11 protein-coding genes and 2 pseudogenes are annotated in these 17,232 nt (G+C 38.2%); 9 read left to right on the top strand and 4 right to left on the bottom strand.

Annotation, left to right across the window (positions count from 1 at the left end; all coding sequences use genetic code 11):
• Positions 1-36: 36 nt before the first annotated feature.
• The gene (locus OWR28_RS06445) at positions 37-1,230 is read right to left on the bottom strand and encodes a vWA domain-containing protein (protein ID WP_332385958.1); all 1,194 of its coding nucleotides are present in this window, start codon (positions 1,228-1,230) and stop codon (positions 37-39) included.
• A 443-nt stretch (positions 1,231-1,673) separates the two neighbouring features.
• Positions 1,674-2,348, bottom strand: a complete 675-nt coding sequence (locus OWR28_RS06440) for an SIMPL domain-containing protein (protein ID WP_332385957.1) — start codon at positions 2,346-2,348, stop codon at positions 1,674-1,676.
• Between the two features lie 159 nt (positions 2,349-2,507).
• On the opposite strand from OWR28_RS06440, the gene OWR28_RS06435 reads away from it, so the two are divergent.
• The 4 genes from OWR28_RS06435 (at position 2,508) to OWR28_RS06420 (ending at position 5,751) form a co-directional block, all read left to right on the top strand.
• A complete protein-coding gene (locus OWR28_RS06435) occupies positions 2,508-2,882 on the top strand; it encodes a tetratricopeptide repeat protein (protein WP_332385956.1) in 375 nt (124 codons plus the stop codon).
• Positions 2,883-2,893: 11 nt separating this feature from the next.
• Positions 2,894-4,288, top strand: a complete 1,395-nt coding sequence (locus OWR28_RS06430) for a histidine kinase (RefSeq protein ID WP_332385955.1) — start codon at positions 2,894-2,896, stop codon at positions 4,286-4,288.
• A gap of 137 nt (positions 4,289-4,425) precedes the next feature.
• Positions 4,426-5,160, top strand: a complete 735-nt coding sequence (locus tag OWR28_RS06425; RefSeq protein WP_332385954.1) for a LytR/AlgR family response regulator transcription factor — start codon at positions 4,426-4,428, stop codon at positions 5,158-5,160.
• A gap of 72 nt (positions 5,161-5,232) precedes the next feature.
• Positions 5,233-5,751, top strand: coding sequence for a lipocalin family protein (locus OWR28_RS06420; RefSeq protein ID WP_332385953.1), 519 nt, complete (start codon positions 5,233-5,235; stop codon positions 5,749-5,751).
• A 110-nt stretch (positions 5,752-5,861) separates the two neighbouring features.
• On the opposite strand, the gene OWR28_RS06415 is transcribed toward OWR28_RS06420, so the two are convergent.
• Positions 5,862-6,335, bottom strand: a complete 474-nt coding sequence (locus OWR28_RS06415; RefSeq protein WP_332385952.1) for a DUF7832 domain-containing protein — start codon at positions 6,333-6,335, stop codon at positions 5,862-5,864.
• 114 nt (positions 6,336-6,449) lie between these two features.
• Between OWR28_RS06415 and OWR28_RS06410 the strand changes: the two genes are divergently transcribed.
• The 5 genes and pseudogenes from OWR28_RS06410 to OWR28_RS06385 all read left to right on the top strand — a co-directional run bounded on the left by OWR28_RS06410 (position 6,450) and on the right by OWR28_RS06385 (position 15,841).
• Positions 6,450-7,700: a CinA family nicotinamide mononucleotide deamidase-related protein gene (locus tag OWR28_RS06410; RefSeq protein WP_332385951.1), complete on the top strand. Its 1,251-nt coding sequence runs from the start codon at positions 6,450-6,452 to the stop codon at positions 7,698-7,700.
• A gap of 203 nt (positions 7,701-7,903) precedes the next feature.
• Positions 7,904-10,128: pseudogene (locus OWR28_RS06405) on the top strand (polysaccharide deacetylase family protein).
• On the top strand, positions 10,064-11,182 hold the full coding sequence (locus OWR28_RS06395) for a glycosyltransferase (RefSeq protein ID WP_332385948.1): 1,119 nt from the start codon (positions 10,064-10,066) through the stop codon (positions 11,180-11,182). Before OWR28_RS06405 ends, OWR28_RS06395 begins: the two are co-directional and overlap by 65 nt.
• A 182-nt stretch (positions 11,183-11,364) precedes the next feature.
• Positions 11,365-13,421 (top strand): annotated as a pseudogene (locus OWR28_RS06390) (M13 family metallopeptidase).
• 323 nt (positions 13,422-13,744) lie between these two features.
• Positions 13,745-15,841, top strand: coding sequence for a M13 family metallopeptidase (locus tag OWR28_RS06385; protein WP_332385947.1), 2,097 nt, complete (start codon positions 13,745-13,747; stop codon positions 15,839-15,841).
• Positions 15,842-15,902: 61 nt separating this feature from the next.
• Here OWR28_RS06385 and OWR28_RS06380 read toward each other — a convergent pair whose 3' ends face one another.
• Complete coding sequence (locus OWR28_RS06380) at positions 15,903-16,949, bottom strand: hypothetical protein (RefSeq protein ID WP_332385946.1); 1,047 nt, start codon at positions 16,947-16,949, stop codon at positions 15,903-15,905.
• Between the last annotated feature and the right edge of the window lie 283 nt (positions 16,950-17,232).

Here is a 17,232-nt window from a genome sequence, read left to right as displayed (position 1 = left end):
GGCGCCGGATACCATAAAAGCGGGTTGAGACCCGCTTTAACTACAAACTATACCCATTCTTTTTTGCCAGTTCAAGAATAGAACTCTCAATAGCTTTTCCCAAATCGTCAGAATCATCTGTTCCTCTTTTTTCATTTCGGAATCTATATAAGTCTGACGTTTTTTGGAAAGTTCCTCTATTTCTTTCTGTATTTTTTCCCGGGCCGCAGATTTCACCGCAATTATTTTTTGAATTTCTTCTTTGCTTTTTCCTTTCAACTCTGCAGGGAGTTCACTTTCTTTTACCGTGGCAATAAACCCCGCATCTTTTTCAGCCTTATCTACCAGGTCCCAGTGATCATTTTTGTAAGCATTCTTTTTAGATTTGGCAACAGCTCTTTCCACCAGGTTGGAAGCAGACTGCATTTCTGCGTTTTTATCCTGTGTAATCTGTTTAAGTCTGTATTCTGAACCATGGTTTCCGTAATAGATATAAGTATCATTCAGCTTGGCATTGCATTCAGAAATTCTGATATCGTAAGGAGTTTCAATATAAAGTACCTTTCTGTCACTGTCTATATTGAAATATTTTCCTCCTCCCAATGATGCTCCGTTTTGCCAGAACGTCTGGATTCCCTCTTCCCGGCTTCCACAGAAAATAGTGTTGATGTAAATATTTTTCCCTTTGGCTTTTGAAACAACCTCCTTATAATTTATTTTTCCCTGATCAAATGCTTCATTACCTGCAATATAAATCAGTTTCATACTTTTATCATTGCTGTCCCAGTTCAGATTGGCAGAAGCATCACGGATCACTGCGCCGCAATATTCACTGCCGCCATTGGTTCTTAACGCAAACAGTTTTTCAGAAACAAGATCAAGATCCTGGGTAAGAGGGGTGACCTGACGGATATAATTTTCATCACGGATTCCGTCGTTGCCATATTCGTAAAGGGCAATTTCAATTTCGGGAGCCTTACCGTTATACTTAAGGGTCGTCAGCGTATTCACGATATTCCACAGTCTGGATTTTGCCTGATCAATCAATCCGTCCATACTATTGGAGGTATCCAGTAAAAGGGCAACCTGAATTTTATTGTCTTTTACAGTTGAGGTTACCGGAATGAGTGATGTTTTTTGTACCGGTAAATGACTGTCAGTATTACTATTTACAGAGCGGTTTTCCGGAATGTTTCCAGAGCTTAATAAAGCTGTACCCGCTGCAAGTGCTAAGATTTTTAACGTTGTCATATTGTTATTTTTTTATGGGTTATTTGTTGTAGAGGTTGTTAAACTTTTACATTCATTATTTTAGCCGCAAAAGGCACAAAAGTTTTAAACACTTCAGTTTTTCAGAACCAGACCTTAAGCGTAACAAGTACACCTAAGTTTTGTGAAAATCTTTGATTTTCATCTTATGTGAACTTTCTGCATTATCACTTTAAACTTACTTAAGTGAACTCAGGTGTTTTAAAATGAAACCTTTTATGACTTCTGTTTGTAAAGTTTAAACAACTTTGTCATTAAGAAATAGCGTTCTATTGTCTATTATTTTAAAATCCTGAAGTAAAATTATCCCTATTTAAGGCTTGAAATCAGGAAACTGGGTGAAGCTGCTATTTGACTTGGTGAGTGGGAAGAAGTAATGAAATAAAAAACAGCTCCCAAAGGAACTGTTTTTTATTTCTGTTATTTTAAAGGATTTCGTATTTTGTTTTAATGCTGTATTTCAGCTTTATATTTTCAATATTATCAAAAGAAAAATCTACCGGAGCATCGGCCATTTCCAGCTGGATATTGCTGGCTCTTGCTTTATAAGCTGCAGGCATGATCATATCACTGGTGTAGTCTTCTATTTCTACGATTTCAAGTGCATTTCCTGTCTTTTTACCCATACTTTCCAATAAATAATCTGCTTTCTCTTTGGCTGCTTTCAAAGCATTGATCTTTACTGTTTTTCTGAAATCTCCAATTTTAGTATTCTTCACTTCAGCAATATTCAGGCTGCTTACCCATTTCTGATTCAGGTCTTCAAAGATTTTACTGAGACTTGATTTTGTACTGGCTTTAAACTGATAGTTCTTGGAAAACTTGGCTGCTTTAGAATAGATATTCTGATACATTGATTTGAACTTAATCTCCTCGTTCTTTACACCTGCGTTTTTCAGGATATCAAATAATTTCTTCTCATTATCTGCCAGATCATTTTTATTATCTGCTTTTATTCCGACGCTGAAGATAATTTCATCCGGTTCTACTTCCATTTCGGCAACCCCTGTTACTTCAATTGCATTTTTCTTTATTTCCTGAGCATTTACAAAGCTTCCAAGTGTTAAAATTCCGATTAATAAAAAATGTTTCAATTTCATAATTTCCTGTTTTTAAATTTTTAATTCTGATGTAAAATTACACAGATCAGAAGCCTGAAAACGGGAGACTTGGTGAAATGGAACTTTCACTTGGTGAATAGTTTTTGAGCAGACTATATATATGTATATCTTTGTTTTATGAAAATGCTTAAACTCTTTATGATCTTTTTACCGGTGCTTTGGGGAAATACCATATATTCCCAGACTACTGCCAGCAGCACTACTGCTGTGGAAGAAGTGCAGGTAGAAACAAAGAGGCTGAAAAAAGCAATGGATACTAAAAATGAACCTGTACAGGCAGATTCTTATTATAATATTGGTGAAACATTTTTTAACAGCGGAAACTTTCCGAAAAGTGAAGAATATTATACCAAAGCTAAAAAGCTGTATGAAAAGCTCAACGACAAGCCTAATATTGAGAAAACTGCCCGAAGATTAGCCCAGTCACAGGAGAAACAGAATAAAATAACACCAGCCATAAGCAATTACAGCATGGCTGCACAGGTAAGCTACAGCGAAAAAGTAAGGCTGTAAATTCTAATGACGTGGCAAGGCTTTCTTCTCCTACACCCGAACTGAAAGCAGAAGCCATTCAGAATACTATTAACCTGAGTAAAAAAGAGAGTGAACAGGGAGATCTTGCGGAAAGCTACAGCCAGCTGGCTGATGTTAATCTGAAGCAGAAAGATGTTTCCAGTGCTGAAGAAAACCTGAACACAGCCTATAAAATTTCTAAGAAGGAAGCTCCTAAGCAGGCGTTGGCTATCAACCAGAAATTAGCAGATCTCTATGTGGAAAACAAAAACTTTGAAAAAGCCATTGAAGCCAAAAAGAAAGTGCTGAAAGAAGATTTCGTAAAAGAAAATTCACAGGAAAAAGTCAATCAGATTCAGGAACTGGCAGATATTTATATTAAGAAAAACGATCCGAAGGAAGCGGTAGATCTTTTGAAAAATGCTTATGGAATTGCCTTAGACAAAGGTCATACGCTGGAAGCCCAGAGAAGTGTAAAAAAACTGGACAGTTTGTATGCAATTTCAGGTAATATTGATGCATCAGTGCAGCTGTACAGAGACTTTTTGGGAAAACTTCCGAATCTTGTTTCCAAAGACAGAAGCCTGGTTGATAATAAAATTCTGGAAGATACAGAACAGCGCATCTCACAGCTGGAAAAGGAAAAAGAGCTTAAAGATGAGCTTATCAGAAAGAAAAATGTCTTTAATTACAGTCTTATAGGAGCATTGGTTTTGCTCACCGGACTCATTATTTTCATTTTCAGAACGCTGAAGAAAGTTCAGACGAAAAATAAGAAAATTGCTCTTCAGTCGCTGCGCAGAGAGATGAATCCACACTTTATTTTTAACAGTTTAAATAGTGTTAACCATTTTATAGCCACCAATAATGAGCTGGAGGCCAATCAGTATCTGACAAAATTCTCTAAACTGATGCGTGGCGTGATGGAGAACTCTACAGAAGATTTTATTCCTTTTCAGCAGGAACTTGACCTTCTCCAGAATTACCTTGCTTTAGAAAAAACACGTTTTGCAGATAAATTTGATTACGAAATTGATGTGGATGAAAGTCTGAATATGCAGAGCCTTCTGGTTCCGGGAATGCTTATACAGCCTTTTCTTGAGAACGCTGTCTGGCATGGACTCCGCTACAGAACGGATAAGGGTTTTTTAAAATTAAGCTTTGAGAAAACTGAATCGCATCTTAAAATCCTTATTGAAGACAACGGAATAGGAATCGAGGAAAGTAAAAAACAGAAAACCCATCATCAGAAAACAAGAGAGGGCAGAGGAATGAAAAATACACTGGAAAGAATTCATCTGCTGAATGATTTATATAAAAAAAATATTACCTGCACTGTACAGGATAGGGAAAATAACAGGGGTGTTGTGGTGACCATTCAAATCAATCTGACTAGCCGGAATTGAGGCTGAAGCGCTGTTAATGAATTAGGGTAAATAAGGACGTGTATAACTCTGTAAGTTTCTTTGAAGATTGTAGAGTTGGCTAAATATTCCTAATTTGCACCTGCAACGTATTACCTGCCACCTAATATCTGACCTCAATGAAAATCAAAGCCGTAATTGTAGACGATGAAATCATAGCAAGAGAAGTTTTACGAAGCTATCTTACCAAATACTGTCCGCAGGTGGAAATCCTTGGCGAAGCTGAAAATATTAAAGAAGCAGTTCCGTTAATCACCGAAAGACAACCCCAACTGGTGTTTCTGGATGTAGAAATGCCTTTTGGAAACGCTTTTGATGTGCTGGAAGCCACTAAAGAATTACCTTACGAAACCATTTTCATCACAGCTTTTTCACAATACTCATTACAGGCTTTAAACAAATCGGCAAGTTATTATATTTTAAAACCCATTGATATTCAGGAGCTGATTCTGGCAGTTAATAAAGTGGCGGAAAGCCTTGAGAAAAAAGAAGAACTCAACAGGAATAAGATTCTTCTTGAAAATCTGAAGTTGAAACCTGAAAAACAGCAGCTGATTCTGCCAACTCTGCAGGGATTTGATGTCGTGAAAACTGAAGATATCGTAAGGCTTCAGGCAGATGGAAATTTTACCCAGGTATACCTTACCGATGGGTCGAAGAAAATGGTGTGTCGGTTTTTGAAACATTTTGATGATCTCCTGGAAAACCCTTTTGTGAGGGTTCACCGTTCTCATATCATCAACACGACATTTGTAAAATCATATCATAAAAGCGGAACAGTAATGCTGTCTGACGATACTGAAATAGAAGTTTCAGGAAGTTTTAAAGATAATTTCCTGAAAGTCTTTTCATAGAATTTATGGGTCCTTAACAGACCAAAGGCATTATTTTTGACGTTCAATAATAACCATCAAAATATTTCTGTCATGAAAACCGTTCATAAAATTATCCTTCCCGTTTCGTTGGGAGCCCTGGGGCTTATTATTTTCAATGCATGTTCTGTAAGAATTCCGAGGGGAGCATCTGCTATAAAGAATTTTGATCTGAAAAAATATCTGGGCAGATGGTATGAAATAGCCCGTTTTGATTACAGATTCGAGAAAAATATGGATAATGTGACCGCAGAATATACTGAGAATCCGGATGGGACTGTTCAGGTCAGAAACAAAGGGTATGATTACGTTAAAAAAATATGGAACGAATCCATCGGAGAAGCAAAATTTGTGAAAGATCCGAAAGAAGCCCGTCTCAAAGTTTCATTTTTTAAACCCATCTGGGCTGGTTACAATGTCATAGATATTGATGAAGACTATCAATATGCCCTCGTTGCCGGAAGCAGTTTAAAATATCTCTGGCTTCTTTCCCGCACCACCAGCATTCCTGAAAGCATCCGCCAGCGTTTCATTCAGAAAGCAAAAAAATCGGTTATAATACCGATGAGTTGATCTGGGTGAGGCACAATCAATAGAGAGAAGTAATTAAAAAGCAAAATTACGGAAGGGTAAAACCGTAAAGCCAAGATATCTTTCTTTTTACGATTTTACCCTTTTGCCTTTTAGCTGTTAATATATTCTTTCCATTCTTCAAAACGGTGATCTATAACCTGTTTCATCAGATCATAATTTTCATAGGTATCCTCAATGTGATAGAACGTTTCATATTCATAGTCGTTTTCCTCTGCCTTGGCATCAAAAATATTCACATAATCATCAGCAAATGAACTGTATCTGTTTCCAAAAACGGTATCATCTGCATAATAATCCTTTGCAAAAAGATTTCCGAGTTCATTCAGGTCATATTCAGAAAATTTACCATCACAGTACTCCATCACAAACTCGGCTCCGGTTATTTCTCTTCGTTTTACTTTTTCTATTCCCTCTGCCGCATCTTCTTTCAGTTCATCAGAGATAAGGTTATTGTAAATACACCAGTTCAGGAACATTCCTGTGTGTGTTGCTCCGTTTTTCTGAGGAAGTCCTTCCGGAAAATCACCGCCATAATGCCATGAAGCATCATCATATTTAGACATAATTCTTATTGTAGTTTTAGATAAATTCCGTCAAAAATAGAAAAAATCAATTTATATTGCCGCGACCGGAGATTTTTCCGTCATTTGCATAGAATTTTTTTCAACAAAAAGCATATGGAAAAAGCTGTTCTGATTACTATCGGCGATGAAATCCTTTCCGGAAACACGGTAGATACCAATTCTAATTTTATTGCCTCGGAACTTAAAAATATAGGAATAAAAGTTATCCAGATTCTTACCATCTCAGACGAAATTGAAACCATTAAAAATGCATTGGGGACAGCCTTTGAAGCCGGCGATTTAGTCATTACAACAGGAGGGCTTGGGCCAACGCGGGATGACAAAACCAAAAAAGCACTGGCTGAATATTTCAATGATGAAATTGCTCTGGATGAGGTGACCTTCAGTCATCTTAAGGGGTATATGGAAAGGAGAGGACGGGCAGACATCCTTGAAAGAAACCGGGAACAGGCTTTCGTTCCTACCAAATCCATCGTTTTTCAGAATCATTACGGGACGGCTCCATGTATGATGATGGAACAGGACGGGAAATTGTGCTACAGCCTTCCGGGAGTTCCTTATGAAGTGAAACCGCTTGTAAAAGATCAGATTATTCCTTATCTGCAGAAAAGGTTCAGGCTTCATTATATTCATACCAGAATTGTTTCTGTGGTAGGGATTCCTGAAAGTATCCTTGCGGATAAAATTGAAGACTGGGAGCTGGCGCTCCCCGAAAATATTGCACTGTCTTATCTTCCTGTAGGCACCCGCGTAAAGCTTCGTCTGACAGCCTCCGGTGAGAATGAAGAATTGCTGAAACAACAGACAGAAGAGGAAATTCAGAAACTGCTTCCTTTGGTAGAAGGGCATGTCATTGCAGTATCTGAAGATAAAATTGAAAAAATTCTGGCGGAAATGCTTACTGAAAGGAATCTGACAATTTCCACTGCAGAAAGCTGTACGGGAGGAGAACTTGCAAAAATGATCACTTCAGTTTCCGGCAGTTCAAAATATTTCCTTGGGGGAATGGTTGCGTATGCCACAGAAAAAAAGATTAAAATTTTAAATGTTTCTGAAAAGACCGTAGAACAGTTTACCGTGGTGAGCGAACAGGTGGCACAGGAAATGGCAAAAGGCTGTCAGGAATTGTTTGAAACTCATATTTCCCTTTCTACCACTGGTGTTGCGGGCCCGGGAAAAGGAGAAGATGGTAAAGATGTTGGGACAGTTTACTATACGATCAGAATCAATGATCAGGAGGTAACCTCAAAATTATACATGCCGCATCTGGAAAGAGTAGATTTTATGAATTTTGTTTCCCAGAAGGTGATTCAGGATTTGGTAAGCCTTCTTATAAACAGTTAGATAGAGGATTATTTTTTAATTTTTTTTAATTAATTTTTATACAGTTTTTCACACTTTTTGAAAGCCATTCAATAAATTTCAAAATCGTGGAAAATTCCAAACAGATTTTTCAGACCAGCAGCAAGAAACGCTGGAAAAGCGTACAATGGGGAAGCCGTGTTTTTATTTTTATAGGAATACTGCTTCTTCTTGCTTTAGGCCTGATGATGACCCTGGACAGAAGTCCAAAAATTCCTTTTAAAGAAGATTATAAAGCTGTTATCACGGCCAATAAACCTTATCTTCAGGAGAATAAAATTTCCAAAGAATATAAAGGTTTCAGAAGCTTTATTTCTGAAAAAACAATCCATACCAATCTCGATAAAATTGAAAAGGCGAGAGCAGAAAGATATAAAAATCAGAACAGAAACTGGACCCAGTTTCCGGGAGGCATCCGTTCCGCATTTTATGTAGCATGGGATCCTCAGTCGCTGATGTCTCTGAAAAGAAATATCAGACATGTGAATCTTGTTTTCCCGGAATGGTTTTTCCTTGATCCTAAAACGGGTGATCTGAAAACCAATGTAGATCCGGAAGGGTACAAGGTGATCAAAAGAACAGGAGTGGTTGCCATGCCGATGCTGAGTAACAACTTCGACAGGGAATTCCGCTCAGAAGGATTGGCAAAAGTTCTTAATGATCCGCAGAAAAGAACCCATCTGATTCAAAATATTACCCGGCAATGTAAAAAATACCACTTCAAAGGAATCAATATTGACTTTGAGGATATGAATCTGAATTCTGATGAAAACCTGATCGCCTTTATGAAAGAGCTTTCGGAAACCTTCAAAAAGAATCAGCTGCTGGTTACTATGGATATCATGACGGATAATGATGATTACAATATTCCGGGACTGAATCCTTATGTAGATTACTTTGTGCTGATGGCTTATGATGAATATTCAGCAGGAAGTGATGCCGGCCCGGTTTCTTCTCAGAAATGGATCGAAGAACAGACAGGTAAAATTGTAAAACAAACCTCTCCGCAAAAAATTATCCTGGGCCTTGGAGCCTATGGGTATGACTGGAGTTCCAATCCGGATGATAATACTTCTGTTACTTACATGCAGGCAATTACCAAAGCCAGTGCCAGTAAAGCAGTTATTGATTTTAATGACAATACGTTTAATTTAAATTACTCTTATACGGATTCTAAAAATCTGACCCATACCGTATTTTTCAATGATGCAGCTTCTATTTTCAATACAATGCGTTTCTCTTCAGAATATCCATTGGCAGGAACTGCACTCTGGAGGCTGGGAAGTGAAGACAGCAGGGTATGGAACTTCTATGATAAAGACCTTACATTTGCCGGCCTTTCCAAATTGAATTTAAAAACGCTTGAAAATGTAAAAGGACAGACCATGGTGGATTACATCGGGGATGGGGAAGTGCTGGATGTTCTGAATACGCCCCATGACGGGAAAATCGCGCTGGAAATTGATCCCAAAGAGAAAATTATCACAGACGAAAACTATGTTACCTATCCAAGTTCTTATGAAGTGAAGAAATATGGAAGTGCTCCTCAGAAAGAGCTTGTGCTTACATTTGACGACGGTCCGGATGAAACATATACGCCGCAGGTTTTAGATGTATTATCCAAATATCATGTTCCGGCAGCTTTTTTCTGGTAGGCTTAAATGCAGAAAAGAACCTTCCGCTTGTGAAAAGAATTTATCGTGAAGGACATGAAATAGGAAATCATACGTTTACCCATGAAAATGTGGCAAAAGTAAGTCCCGAAAGAGCTTTGCTTGAATTAAAACTGACAAGGCTGCTGATAGAGTGTGTGACGGGACACAGTACAATTCTGTTCAGAGCACCTTACAACGCCGACTCAGAGCCTACCACTTCGGAAGAGATTATTCCGGTGGCATTGGCCAGACAGCAGAATTATCTGGACATCGGGGAAAATATAGACCCCGAAGACTGGCAGCCGGGAATAAAAGCAGATGAAATTGTAAAACGTGTAATGGCCGGCATCAGACAGGAGAGAGGAAATATCATTCTTCTTCACGATGCAGGCGGAGATACCAGGGAAGAAACGGTAAAAGCTTTAAAGATTCTGATTCCGGCTCTTCAGAAACAGGGATATCATTTTACCAACCTTACGAGCATTCTGCACAAAAGCAGAAATGAGCTGATGCCTGAAGTTCCTAAAACGAAATCGTATTACATCATGCAGCTGAATCTTGTGCTGGCTACGGTTATCTATGGAGTGAGTCATTTTCTCGTAGCATTATTTACTATTTTCATTGTATTGGGACTGATCAGACTAATGCTGATGGCATACTGGGCATTTAAAGAAAGAAAAAAGAGAAAAATTGGGAGAGTCTCCGGTTCTGGAATCCTATCCGAAAGTTTCCATCATTGTACCTGCTTACAATGAAGAAGTGAATATTGTGTCTTCCCTGCAGAATTTATTGAAACAGACGTATCCTAATTTTGATATTATTATGGTGGATGACGGAAGTAAGGATTCCACTTATGAAAAAGCAAAAGCAGCATTCCCTGAGCACCCGAAACTGAAAATTTTCACCAAAGGAAACGGAGGAAAGGCCACAGCTCTGAACTTTGGAATATCACAGACAGATGCCGAATATGTAGTATGTATTGATGCAGATACCAAACTGCAGCAGGATGCCGTAAAATATCTGATTGCAAGGTTTTTAAATTCAGCCGCTGAAGAAAAAATTGCAGCCGTTGCAGGAAATGTGAAAGTTGGAAACAGAGTAAACTGGCTGACCAAATGGCAGGCTATAGAATATACGACGAGTCAGAATTTCGACAGACTTGCTTATGCCAATATCAATGCGATTACAGTAATTCCGGGAGCCATCGGGGCATTTAAGAGATCTGTGATCATTGAAACCGGAGGCTATTCATCCGATACCCTGGCAGAAGATTGTGATATTACCGTAAAAATCTTAAAAGCCGGATATATGGTAGCCAACGAAAACAGAGCTGTTGCAGTAACCGAAGCCCCGGAAACCGTAAAACAGTTTTTAAAACAGCGTTTCCGATGGACATACGGCATCATGCAGATGTTCTGGAAACAGAGACAGACTTTCCTTAACCCCGGATATAAAGGACTGGGACTTTGGGCAATGCCGAATATTTTATTATTCCAGTATATTATACCATTTTTCTCGCCATTGGCAGATGTGATTATGTTCTTTGGAATCCTGTCCGGAAACGGAGATAAAATATTTACCTATTATCTGATCTTCCTTTTAGTGGATGCTTCCTTAGCGCTGATTGCATTCATTATGCAGCGGGAAAAGCTGATCAATCTGCTGTATATTATTCCGCAGAGATTCGGGTATAGATGGCTGATGTATATTGTATTATTTAAAAGTTTAAGAAAAGCGTTGAAAGGCGAAATGCAGTCCTGGGGATTTCTGAAAAGAACCGGAAATGTAAAAGAGATAGCAACTTCTTAGATAAAGCGGGAGGCGGGAAGAATAAAGCAAGAAGTTATTGTAGAGATCGTATTACCATTCTTTATGATTTCCATAACTTCCAGCTTCCATCCTCCGGCTTCCAACTTATTTATTTAAATTTGTTTTTCTGAAAAGTAACAAATTCAAAATAAATCATACATATTCTATAAATTGTTATCATAATGAAAAAAATAACGCTTTCTTTGTTTTTAATAGCAGGGATCTGCACTCAAACGACTATGAGCGCACAAGCTAAAGCTGCTAAAGTAGCAGTAAATAACACAGACAAAGGCTTAGACCTTAGCCTGATGGACACTTCAGTGCGTCCACAGGATGACTTTTATAACTATGTGAGTGGAACCTGGATGAAAACAGCCAAAATTCCATCTGACAAACCAACATGGGGAAGCTTCAACAAACTGGCTGAGGATACGGATAACAATTCCATGACCATCCTGAACTCCCTTCTGAAAGATAAATTTGCTGACGGAAGCGAAGGTAAAAAGATCCAGGATCTGTATGCTACTTATATGAACATGCAGAAGAGAAATGCAGACGGAATCAAACCTATCCAGGATAACCTGAATAAAATTGATGCCATTAAAAATATGGCTGATCTTCAGAATTACCTGATTTCTGTAACCAAAGACGGTGAGAACATTCTTTACGGATGGGGAGTTGACGCAGATCTTAAAGATTCTAAAATGAATGCTGTGTATTTAGGAAATGCTTCATTAGGTTTGGGAAGAGACTACTATCAGAAAGTAAACGAAAAAAATACAGAAGCTATTGCTGAATATCAGAAATATGTAGCTTCAATGCTGAAAGAATTAGGGTATAAAAATGCTGATGAGGCCGCAAAAGGTATTGTAAACTTTGAAAAAGTATTGCGAATACATACCTGACCAATGAGCAGAGCCGTGACAATACCCTTCAGTACAATCCTAAAACAATGGCTGAACTTTCAGCGTTGGTAAAAGGGGTGGACATCCCCGGATACCTTAAAAAAGTAGGAGTAAATACTGACAAGGTAATTATCAGCGAATTAGGATTCTATAAGAACTTTGATAAATTGATCAATGCTCAGGATCTTTCTGTGATCAAAGATTATCTTAAATTCCACATGATCCATGGAAGTGCTTCTTACTTAAGTGAAAACTTAGGAAATATGAAGTTTGCTTTTTATGGTAAATACCTTAGAGGTCAGCAGGAGCAGAGAGCTCTTAACAAAAGAGGTTTTGAATTGATCAACGGAACTTTGGGAGAAGCTTTCGGAAAATTATATGTTGAGAAATATTTCCCTGCAGAAGCAAAAGCTCAGATGGTGGAACTGATTGACTACCTGAAGAAAAGCTTTGCTGTTCATATCAACAACTTAGCATGGATGTCTTCTACCACTAAAGAAAAAGCAATGCAGAAACTGAACAAGTTCACTGTAAAAGTTGCTTACCCTGACAAATGGAAAGATTATTCAAAATTAGATATTATTTCTGAAGCTAAAGGAGGAAGCCTTTACAAGAACCTTCAGAATATTACGGAATGGCAGTATAACAAAGATTTAGCAAAAATAGGAAAGCCGGTTGATAAAACAGAATGGGGAATGACTCCACAGACTGTTAATGCCTATTACAACCCGGTAAATAACGAGATTGTATTCCCTGCAGCAATCCTTCAGCCGCCATTCTTCAATCCGAATGCTGACGCTGCTGTAAACTTTGGAGGTATTGGTGCGGTTATCGGTCACGAAATGAGCCACGGATTTGATGACTCAGGAGCCCAGTTCGATGCAGACGGTAACCTAGTAGACTGGTGGACTCCGGAAGATAAAGCAAACTTTGAAAAAGCAACTAAAGCCCTTGCTTCCCAGTATGATAAATACGAGCCTGTAAAAGGTACTTTTGTAAACGGTACTTTCACAAACGGAGAAAATATTGCTGACTTAGGAGGTGTAAACATCGCTTATGATGCCCTTCAAATGTATCTGAAAGACAAAGGAAATCCAGGTAAAATCAGTGGATTCACCCAAGATCAGAGATTCTTCTTAAGCTGGGCAACCGTTTGGAGAACATTATCGAGCGAGAAATATATGGTGAATCAGGTAAAGACAGATCCGCACTCTCCGGGATATTTCAGAAGTTTTGGTCCGCTTATTAACGTTGACGCCTTCTACAAAGCATTCGACGTGAAAAAAGGAGACAAATTGTACAAAGCTCCGGAAGACAGAATCAAAATCTGGTAAAAATAACAACCGCTCAGCAATGGGCGGTTTTGTTTTTTAGGTGGCAGGTGGCAGATGTTAGGTAGTAAGTAGGTGGCAGCTGATAGGTAGCAGGTGATAGGAGTTAGATATTAGATATTAGGAGACTCCTATTTGTCATAACGGCTTCATCATTCCCCTCCTTTGAGGGGTGGCAGAAATTCAAAGAATTTTTGACGGGTGGTCTGCATATCCACTAACCTTAAACCTTGAACTTTAAATTCCGAATTATCAATTACCATTCACTACATATCATTAAAGTTTGTATATTTGGTAAGTTTGTGTAAAATCAAAAATTATCTTTAATGAAAAAGCTAAATATTGGAATACTTGCCCTTTCAGGTATTGTATTTCTCAATTCGTGTGGTGCAGCTAAGACTGCGGGGACAGAGAATAAAACCGAAGCTGCAGCAACAGTGGCTGAGCCGGTAAAAGAAGAAGTGAAAGAGGAGGGGATCAACTTATCATATATGGATACAAGTGTCCGCCCACAGGATGACTTTTTTAGCTATGTGAACGGAAACTGGGTGAAAACTACTCAGATTCCATCGGACAAGGCAAACTGGGGTTCTTTCAATGCATTGAGAGAAAATGTAGATGATGCTTCATTAGATATTTTGAACAAAATTCTTACAGAATCATATCCTGCAGGATCAGAAGGACAGAAAATCCAGAATCTGTATGCTTCTTTTATGGATACCAATAAAAGAAATGCAGAAGGGCTGACACCTATCAAAGCAGATCTTGCCAAAGTAGATGCCATCAAAAACCTTAATGATCTTCAGAAATACCTTCTGGAAGCCACAAGATTAGGAGACAACTCTTTCTACGGATGGAGAGTGGGAGCAGATATGAAGAATTCCAATATGAATGCAGTGTATCTTGGCGGTCCGGATCTTGGTTTGGGAAGAGATTATTACCAGAAGGTAAATGATGCCAATACTAAAACACTGGCTGAATATCAGACTTATGTTGGAAAACTATTTGGAGTTTTAGGATATAAAAATAATACTCAGGCTGCGCAGAATGTAGTAGACTTTGAAAAGCAGTTAGCCAATTACTTACTGACGCTTGAACAGAACAGGGATGCCAATTTAAGATACAATCCTAAAAATGTATCCGAATTATCGGGGCTTGTTAAAAATGTAGATCTTGCAAAATATCTTAAAGATGCAGGCGTAAATACAGACAGAGTAATCATCGGAGAACTGAAATATTACCAGAATATGGATCAGTTCATTACTCAGAAAAACCTTCCATTACTGAAAGACTATCTGAAATATCATATCATTAACGGAAATGCGAGCAACCTGAATGACAGCTTAGAGCAGATCAGATTCGATTTCTATGCTAAATATTTACAGGGGCAAAAAGAACAGCGTCCGATGAACAAAAGAGGGCTTACCCTGGTGAACGGTGTTCTTGGAGAAGCTTTCGGAAAACTGTATGTAGACAAATATTTCACTCCTGAAGCCAAAAAGCAGATGGAAACGTATATTGATTACCTTTTAAAATCATTCAAAACACATATTGCCAATATCGACTGGATGTCTCCTGAAACCAAAGTAAAAGCTCAGGAAAAATTATCCAAGTTTACTGTAAAAATTGCTTATCCGGACAAATGGAAAGATTATACTCAATTGAAAGTAGAATCTCCTAAAGAAGGCGCCACTCTTTATTCTAATCTTCAGAATGTGGCAGCATGGCAATATCAGAGAAGTCTGGATAAAGTTGGAAAACCGGTTGATAAAACAGAATGGGGCATGTCTCCGCAGACTGTAAATGCTTACTACAGCGGATCAAATAACGAAATTGTATTCCCTGCAGCTATTCTTCAGCCGCCTTTCTATAATCCTAAAGCTGATGCAGCAGTAAACTTCGGAGGAATCGGAGCCGTTATCGGTCACGAGATTTCTCACGGATTTGACGACAGCGGTTCCCGTTTCGATGGAGATGGTAACCTTAATAACTGGTGGACAGATGCTGACCGTAAAAACTTCGATGCAAAAGTAGGTCAGCTGGCAGCTCAGTATAGTGCTTACGAACCAGTAAAAGGAAGCTTCGTCAACGGTAAATTTACAAGTGGCGAAAATATTGGAGATTTAGGAGGAGTAGCCGTAGCCTACGATGCTCTTCAGATGTACCTGAAAGATCACGGAAACCCTGGAAAAATCAGCGGATTTACGCAGGATCAGAGGTTTTTCATGAGCTGGGCAACTGTCTGGAGAACAAAAGCTACCGATCAGTATATGATCAATCAGGTTAAAACAGATCCGCACTCTCCGGGAATGTTCAGGGCTTTCGGTCCGCTGGTAAACCAGGACTCATTTATCAAAGCATTTGATATCAAACCGGGAGACAAAATGTATAAAGCTCCTCAGGACAGAATAAAAATCTGGTAATTTTACCTTAAATTGTTAGAAAAGAAAAATCCATTTCATATTGCTTGAGATGGGTTTTCTTTTAATATTCTCTCTTATAATTCCGGAGCACAAACCTGATTCCGGTTTCCATAATGTCACCCATGGTTTTACAATACTTGAAATTGACATCATAGGTCAGTTTTTGCAAAGCAGTTCTTAGCTCTATCACATTAGCTTCAGGCGCAATACTATCTTTTTTCATGATAGCAATGAGTTCATCAAACCGGTTTTTACTGCTGGTCACCCTTTTTACGATCTGCGAACGTACTTCCTTGCGGTACTGTTCTATTGAACTGGGTTTCAGTTTTTCCAGAACCATATTCACCATCTGATTGTTTTCCTTGAAATACTGCGGAAGATATACTTTCAGATTGCCTTCATAAGTCTGCTGATCAAAATCAATAGGACGGATCCGGTAAATAACCTGGTCGAAATCATGTATGGGAATCACCACATAATTATAAGAACGCATATCGCCAAGAAGCCCGATAAGGCAGCGCTCATTGAATTTCACAAATTCTTTGGAAATCTGTGCCTTTTCCAGTTCGGAACAGTTAGCCAAATGTTTCTGAATGAAAACATCTCCCGGAATTCCTAAAATATGCTCTTCTATCAACGTGTTTTTGTACACCAGAAAATTAATCCGGTTGGGAGAAAGCAGGTCTTCAAATTCCAGCCCGAATATTCGTGAGGCATCAGCCTGCTTAATATAAAAATAGGTATAATTATCATTCAATACATTTCTCACCCTGATCCGGAACGGTTTAGAGTTCCCGAAAGTACAAAAATCGATGGTATCTACTGTCAGATAAGGTAGCGTAGCGGTATCTCCATCAGAATGGAGGAGGGTATAAATTTTATTTAAATTGGCTTCTATTTCTTTAAACTCGTATTCAGAATACAGTACCCCAAGCCACAATGTATCTTTGCCGTCTTTATCCAGAATGCTCACACTGTCACTGAACCTCAGCAGGTCTTCATACAGAAATCTGATCTTAGTGGTTCTGTTATATTTTTCCAGATATTGATGTAATGCTTCTGAAACAGGGAATATGGGCTTTCTAAACGCAATTTTTACATCTTTCATGACACGGTTCACTTTGTTTAAATATAAAGAATATTTTTTGTAATGTCTGAGGAATTCTTATTTTAATATTCATTTGGTACATTTGTAGGGAATAAAGCAAACAGAAATTTTATTTTATTTTTCTTGAATGAGTTTATTTATTTTTTCATAGCTTAGTGATATCGTAATATGGTGATTTTATGTTGAATAAATATTTATAAATTTACATGATTCAAGAAAAATCTTAGTAAAATTTTGTATGTTACAGTTTTTTTTTAAATTTAAACATTGGATTGGTAATTTA

The organism is Chryseobacterium sp. 1B4 (assembly GCF_036631475.1).
Lineage (GTDB): Bacteria > Bacteroidota > Bacteroidia > Flavobacteriales > Weeksellaceae > Chryseobacterium.
Note: the sequence above shows the minus strand (reverse complement) of the source record. Positions and strands in the feature narration are given on the sequence as shown.